Origin of the sequence: Leucobacter chromiiresistens, from assembly GCF_001477055.1 — a bacterium.
GTDB lineage: Bacteria > Actinomycetota > Actinomycetes > Actinomycetales > Microbacteriaceae > Leucobacter > Leucobacter chromiiresistens_A.
Genome location: NZ_LDRK01000123.1, coordinates 1 through 6,642, shown reverse-complemented (window position 1 = coordinate 6,642; position 6,642 = coordinate 1). Strand labels below are relative to the sequence as shown.

The following is a 6,642-nucleotide window of genomic DNA, read 5'->3' as shown; positions in this document are numbered from 1 at the left end:
CCCGCTCCGCCGGCCGCGGCGGTCACGGTCTCCGTGGTGCCGTCCGGGAAGGTGATGGTCACATCCTCGCCCTCGGTGAAGCCGCCGCCCGTCAGGGTGACGGTGCCGCCCTGCTCGACCGGGTTCGGCGCGGCCGTCAGCGTCGCCGCCGCAGCCTCGGCGAACGCCGATGCCGACCCGAGCTGCACGTTCACGGCAGCGTCGCCGAGCAGCGGCAGCAGGGTGACGCTCAGCGCCCGCACCGTGAACCCCTCGGCCCCGAGATCGCTCTCCTCCGGCTGCTCGTTGATGGTCACGGCGAGCACCTCGGTGAGCACCGGCTCGAGCGCCTCGTCGAGCAGTCCCGTCACGATCGGCTGCAGGAGCTCCACGAGCGACGGCTGGATGTCTGCGACGGTCGTGGTGAGCACGGGCAGGATCGCAGCGCCGATGCTCGACACGACCGGTGTGATCGCGTTCACGACGGGCTGCAGCACTGCGCCGAGGTCGACCGAGATCGGGAGGCCGGGCAGCAGCGTCACGTCGGACGTGTCGATGCCGAGCGGGTCGTAGCCCGCCTGCCCCAGGATGCCGCCGAGCGTGCCTTCGATGAGCACCGAGCCGCCGGCGACCGGGATCTCGGTTCCGACCACCGGGAGCGTGGCGGAGAGCCCGACCTCGAGGTCGATCGTCAGGCCGACGCCGTAGACGCCCTCGGTGATCAGGGACGTGGCCTTCGTCACGAGGGAATCGGGGCCCGGGCCGACGAGGGCTTCGCTCACGCCGTTGAGGATCGCCGTGACGGTGTCTCCGCTCAGCACATCCGTGTTGGGCGCGAGGGTGCTCAGGGTCTCGCCCGGCTGACCGCTGATGGCCAGCTGATCCAGGTAGACGGTGATCGTTCCGTCGTTGAGGTCGACCGACACGCTGCCGTCGCCGTTCTCGACCGGCTCCTCCAGCAGCTGCTCGCGCAGCTGGCCCGTGAGCGGGGTCGTGTCGAGCCCGATGCTGTTGACCGAGGCGTCGACGAGCGGAAGCCCGTTGAGCGTGCCGACCAGGCCCGTGACGAGCGCGTCGACGCTGCCGCCCTCCGCGAGCAGCGCGTCGACCGGGTCGAGCAGGGAGGCTGCGAGGCCGTCGACGTCGTCGACGAGGCCGGCGACGGCGGGGCTCGACAGCTCGAGCTCGAGGCCCGACAGCGAGTACTCCGAGGTCGCCGCGCCGTTCTCGGCGTCGACGCGCGAGGCGAGCGCCCCGACGCTCAGCGTGGCCTCGTCGAGCAGCTCGTCGGCAACCTCGTCGCCGAGGAGCTGCCGCACGAGGGCGCTCGCGTCGAGCTGCGCCGGAGTGAAGCTCGACGGGTCGTTCACCGGCCCGAGATCGATGCCGCCGTCCTCCGTGATGATGCCCGACGAGGCGACCGAGGAGGTCGCGGAGGGCGAAGCGGAGTAGCTCGAGAGCGCCCCGAGATCGCCGAGTGCCAGCAGGCCCCCGTTGGTGCCGTCGCTCAGCAGCGGAAGGGTGAGCCCGTCGGCGTCCACCGTCGCGGTCTGCAGCAGCGCGAGATCCAGTCCGTTCGTCTCCGGACCCTCAGCGCCGGGGAACTCGGTGCTCGACGACGCCGTGCTGGCCACGTCGAGGCCGAGACCGTCGATCCAGAGCCCGTGTCCGTGCCCGGCGGACTCGGCATCTGCGCTCGGAAGGTCTGCATCGGCGACGGCGGCGGTCGCGCCGAACGTCGCTGCCGAGGCGAGCGCGGTCAGTGCCGCCAGCCCCGCTGCCATCGGACGAGCGGCTCGCCTGAAGCCTCTCCTCCGCCTGTCTTCTCTGTACCCCACGAAAGGCCCCCTCTGATTCGTGCTGACGTGTGCTCCGCGTCGCTGCGGCGTCGGGGTTCGGACAGAGTCCTGTCCCCTCCGGCGAGGCTATTTCTGAGCGTTGGCTGAAGCTACGACTTGCCGTAGTGCTGCGTGACGAGACGCGCGACCCTGACGTTCTGCGTCCGGACTACTGAAATCGAGACATGCAGTACTGAGGGGCGGAGTGCCGCGCCTCGCGCGTTTTTCCGGGCCCCCCTGAGGCGGAGAGGTCGTCCGGCTGAAGTCAACCCCTCAGCACAGCACTATCGACAAGCTATGGTGTTCCCAGAAGCCGTATGTGATGAGCGAATGCTCGGCGAATACGGAGGCAGTTCGTCTTTCAAGGGGGGAAGGGCGTGAGTCGTCGCGTGCAACGAGGCAGGGTGCGGAGCGATCTGGTCGCTCAAGTGCTGCAGGAGCTGCAGTCGCCCGGCACCGTCGTGCTGTCGGGCCGGAGCGGGAGCGGCCGATCGCACATCATCGGCGCCGTCGCGGAGGCGCTGCGGGAATCCGGCCAGCCGGTGCTCGCCTGCAGCGCTGCCGACCCCGAGGCGTCACTGCTCGTCACCGGTGCCGATCGCGCGCGCATCGTGCTCGTGGACGACGCCGAGCAGGCGCCCGCGGAGCTGCTCGGCGTGCTCGTCGAACGCGTGCGCGGCGGGGGGCGGATCCTCTGCGCCGTGGCCTCCGAGCAGCAGACGGAGGAGACCCGGCGCGCGCCCGAGTGGGCGAGCCTGCTCGCTCCCGTCGACCCCGACGCTCCCGCACCCCGCTACGTGCGCCTGGAGCCGCTCACCCCGCCCGAGACGCTGCAGATCGCCGTGGAGGTGACCACATCGCCGATCGACGCCAGCGTGCTCGCCGCCCTGCACGCGATGTCGTGGGGCCGACCGGCGTGGCTCATCGAACTGATCCACCTCGCCGCTCAGGGCGCGGTCATCGCGACCCCCTGGCCCCGGCTGTCGCTCACGCACCTCAGCGAGTACGGGGTCGCGACGCTCGAACACGCCGACGCACTGGCTCGGAGTGCGCTGACGCCCGACGAGATCGCCGGGGCGCTCGCGCTCGCGCAGCTCGAACCGCGCACCCTCTACGGCCACGAGGATCTCATCGGTGCCGCCGCCGTCGCGTCGCTCGTGGCGCACGGCGTGCTCATTCCCACCCCGCGCGACGCGACCCTGTACGGCGTGCCCGAGCTCCTCGCGAGCGGCATGCGCCTCCGCGCGGCGCCCGACGCGGTGGCGAGCACCGAGCGCCGCGCCGCGCGCACGCTGATGCTGCAGGAGTCGCTCGGCGTGCCGCTCTCCGACCGGGACGCGCACTTCTGCACGACGGTCGCCGGAGTCGACGCGAGCCGCCAGCACCCCGATCGGGCGCGGGCCGAGCTGTTCGAGCGGGCGTCGCTCGACGCGCTCGGCTTCGGCGCCGGGGCCGAGTGCCGCGACCTGCTCGTGCGCGGAGCGGGATCGGGCGCTGCGCTCCACCCGCTCGATCGCAGCCGCGCCGCCACCGTGATGCATGGGGCGCTGGCGGGCCTCCGCAGTCTGCACGCCGTCTCCCGCGACGATGTGCGCACTCCGACCCTGCGCATCGCCGCCAGTGCGCTCGCGAGCCAGCTCTCGGCGGAGTCGCCCATCCCGCAGGGGGCGCGGTCGAGCGCCCTCGCCGGCGCAGCCGACCGCGAGCCGCTCGAGCGCGATGCGGAGTTCGTCTTCGCCCGATGGAACACGACCGAGCCGGTCGGCTCCGACCTCGACGAACTGCGGCGCATCGCGGCGACGCACCCGTTCCCCGAGGTGGCGCTGCTCGCCGGCCAGCTCATCGATGTCGAGAACATCAAGATCGGTCGACGGCCGAGCGATCCGGCCACCTGCACGGAGCGCATCGCCCGGGTCACCGACATCGCCGTATCGAGCCCGCCCGAACTCCGAGACCTGCTCGCCACGGCGACCGTGACGGAGGCGATGCTCGCGCTCTATATCGGCGACACCGATGGCAGCGACGTCGCACTCTTCGCGCTCACCGAATCGCTCCCCGCTACCGCACGGCATCGAGTGTGGCTCGGGCATCTCGGCGCGGTCGGGCAGGCGATCTCGTCTGGCGACATGGCCCGGGCGCTGCGCGAATGGGAGCTGTTCGCCGCCCGCCTGCCGCGATTCCTGCCGCTGCGCCTGACCGCGCTCATCTCCGACACCGGCAAGGCGATCCTCAGAACCGCGACCGGTCACGCCGACCTCGACGGGAACGGCGCGGAGATCGTCGACGACTTCCCCACGCAGGTGCTCGCCTACTTCAGCGGGCGGATCGACCGCATCGGATCCCGGATCCGCCGCTACGAACACCTCCACGGGACGCCGATCGACGCGTCGCGCGCCCTCCCCATCGCGTCGCTCGCGCGCGCCCACGTGCAGGCCGCGAACGACCAGAACCCCGTCGCGCTGCTCCAATGCGCCGACGCACTCACGACCGCCGGGTACTGGGCCCCGGCCGCGTACGCGCTGCGCGAGGCCAAGCGCATCTACATGCGGCGGCGCGCCACCGGGAGCGTGAATCGCTGCGAGGCGCTGCTCGGCGAGCTCGAGTCCGCCGCTCGGCGCGTGGATCCGTGGTTCAGCCTCGATCGGCTCCCCGCGAGCGATCACGTGCAGCTCACGCCCCGCGAGTCGGCGACCGCCCGACTCGTCGCCGAGGGGCTCAGCAACAAGGAGATCGCGGTGCGCCTGCGCTGCAGCGTGCGCACCGTCGAGTCGCACATCGCTCATGCGCGGGCGAAGCTGAGCGCCGGCGACCGCGGCGAGCTCGCCGCGCTCATGCGCGAGGTGCGGGTGCCGGGCGAGGAACGGGAGCGCGCCGCCGTCATGCGGGGACGTCTCGATTCGCGTCTCGTCGATCAGATGCGCTAATCTCGATAGCGGTGACGTGTCCGAGCGGCCGAAGGTGCAACTCTCGAAAAGTTGTGTAGGGTAACCCCCTACCGTGGGTTCAAATCCCACCGTCACCGCCACTGAGGGCCCCGCGCCCCTGCCATTGCAGGGAGGCGCGGGGCCTTCGTCGTGCCGGCGGGCACGCTCGGCTCGACGCCGCAGGAGCGCCGGCGTCGGGCTCGGGAGGCCGGTTCAGTCGCCCGCGCCGAGCACGGGAACGCCCCAGATGCGCGCCGCATCCGACACGAGGCGGTCGAGGCCGTCGGGCGTCTCACGACGGAGCGGCGCCTCGTCGCGCGTCACCGGAACCGGGATCGCGGCTCGCTCGACGCCGTGGGAGACCACGACCACCAGGGTCGGGTAGAGAAACGCGCCCTCCTGGATGCCGCCCGTCGCGACCCCGACGATCCGATCGCGCGGCACCCGGTAGGCGGTGACGAGCCGCGCACCGCCGCGCACCAGGCGGAACCCCGACGGGTCGATCACCCCGCTGGGGCTCGACGTCAGCAGCCCGCGAGGCGGGGTGCCGAGCCCGAGCTGCGGGATCGCGCGCGCGAGGAACGAGGCGACGCCGTTGAGCGCGTAGGAGCCGAACACGCGCGCCTGCGGCTCGCGCTCCTGGAGCGCCCGCCGCTGGCGGCGCTGCAGCCTCCGGATCCGTCCGAGCACGATCCAGACGATGAGGCCGGCGAGCCCCACCCCCGCGGCGAAGAGGAGCACCGTCTCGGCGGGCGACTCCCCGCGAACCAGGGGGCGCACCAGGGCCGCCCAGACGAAGAACGCCGCGAGCACGGCGGCGATCGCGACGACCAGTCGGTTGGCGGGCGGGTTCTGACGCACGGACATTCTCTCCTTCGGGGCGCGGTGATGGGTCGAAGTGACGCGGCGCGGTGCGGCGCGGTGACGCAGCGCAGGGCGATGCGGCGACGCCGGTCAGACGTCGGTCAGGAAGACGGCTGCGGGCAGGAGCTGCAGTGCGCCGAGCACGAGGCCGACGACCGGCCATCCGTACCCGCCCGGCTCGGAGCGGGCGAGCGTGATCCCGATGATGCCGAGGACTCCGGCGATGGCGCCCATGAGCACGGCCCACGGGAGGGTGATGAACACGAGCCATCCGTAGTTGGGATCGACCGTCCCGGCGAGGATCCATACGATTCCGTTCGGCAGGATCCCGACGAGCGCGACGACCGTTGCGGCGATACCGAACCCGCGTCCTCGGCGAGGGCGCGGCGGGGAGAACTGGGTCACGCACACGAGCATAGCCCTCACCAGCAGCAGCACCCCGCGGCGGACGCGACCCGATCCCGCACCCCGGCTCCTCCCCCTCCGGCCGACGCTTCGACGTGCGCCCGCGATTTCCCAGCCAAGCCGCGTCTCGGGTCGCTATCTTGGGAGGCACCAAGGGGAGTACTCCCGTCTTGTGGTGGGTTCGTCATTACGGATGCGCAGCGCATCCCGGCCCACCAGCTGATGCGTCAGCGGAGGAGACCTTGTCGATCACCGACGTCACCCTTGGAGACCCCGATGCACGCAGATGCCTCCGTCGAACGCGAACCCCGCGTCGCCGCAGTGCACTGCGCTCCCGCCCCCGTGCGGGGCCGCCTCGGCCATCCCTCCTCGGGTGATGCGCACCGCGCACCTCACTCAGAAAGGGACTTCCGATGAGCAACATGAAGAAGCTGTTCACCCTGGCCAAGCGGGCGATGGACTCGCGAGACACCGGCGCGGCCGAGTCGCAGCGGGGAGGATCGGCCCACGGGTCGACCGACTGGCGAGCGCTCGTACACAAGGCCGCCGACGCGGTCACCGGAGAGACGCGGGATCGCGCGCAGCACTCCCCCGCGCCGCGCCCCGACTCCGCGCAGGCCCCGCGCGGCGTC

At 72.0% G+C, this 6,642-nt stretch carries 4 protein-coding genes, 1 tRNA gene and 1 pseudogene; 3 read left to right on the top strand and 3 right to left on the bottom strand.

What is annotated here, in order from left to right; translation table 11 throughout:
- A partial coding sequence (locus NS354_RS12320) for a choice-of-anchor G family protein (protein ID WP_153002216.1) occupies positions 1–1,763 on the bottom strand: 1,763 nt, incomplete at its 3' end.
- A gap of 458 nt (positions 1,764–2,221) precedes the next feature.
- On the opposite strand from NS354_RS12320, the gene NS354_RS12315 reads away from it, so the two are divergent.
- Positions 2,222–4,741 carry a LuxR family transcriptional regulator gene (locus NS354_RS12315; RefSeq protein WP_058594751.1) on the top strand — a complete coding sequence of 840 codons (2,520 nt, stop codon included), beginning with the start codon at positions 2,222–2,224 and terminating at the stop codon, positions 4,739–4,741.
- Positions 4,742–4,751: 10 nt separating this feature from the next.
- A tRNA-Ser gene (locus tag NS354_RS12310) sits at positions 4,752–4,842 on the top strand.
- 112 nt (positions 4,843–4,954) lie between these two features.
- Here the strand turns inward: NS354_RS12310 and NS354_RS12305 are convergent.
- A complete protein-coding gene (locus NS354_RS12305) occupies positions 4,955–5,608 on the bottom strand; it encodes a hypothetical protein (RefSeq protein WP_058594750.1) in 654 nt (217 codons plus the stop codon).
- Positions 5,609–5,695: 87 nt separating this feature from the next.
- Positions 5,696–6,010, bottom strand: a complete 315-nt coding sequence (locus NS354_RS12300) for a hypothetical protein (RefSeq protein WP_153002215.1) — start codon at positions 6,008–6,010, stop codon at positions 5,696–5,698.
- A gap of 413 nt (positions 6,011–6,423) precedes the next feature.
- Here NS354_RS12300 and NS354_RS12295 point away from each other — a divergent pair.
- Positions 6,424–6,642 (top strand): annotated as a pseudogene (locus NS354_RS12295) (hypothetical protein); the annotation flags it as partial.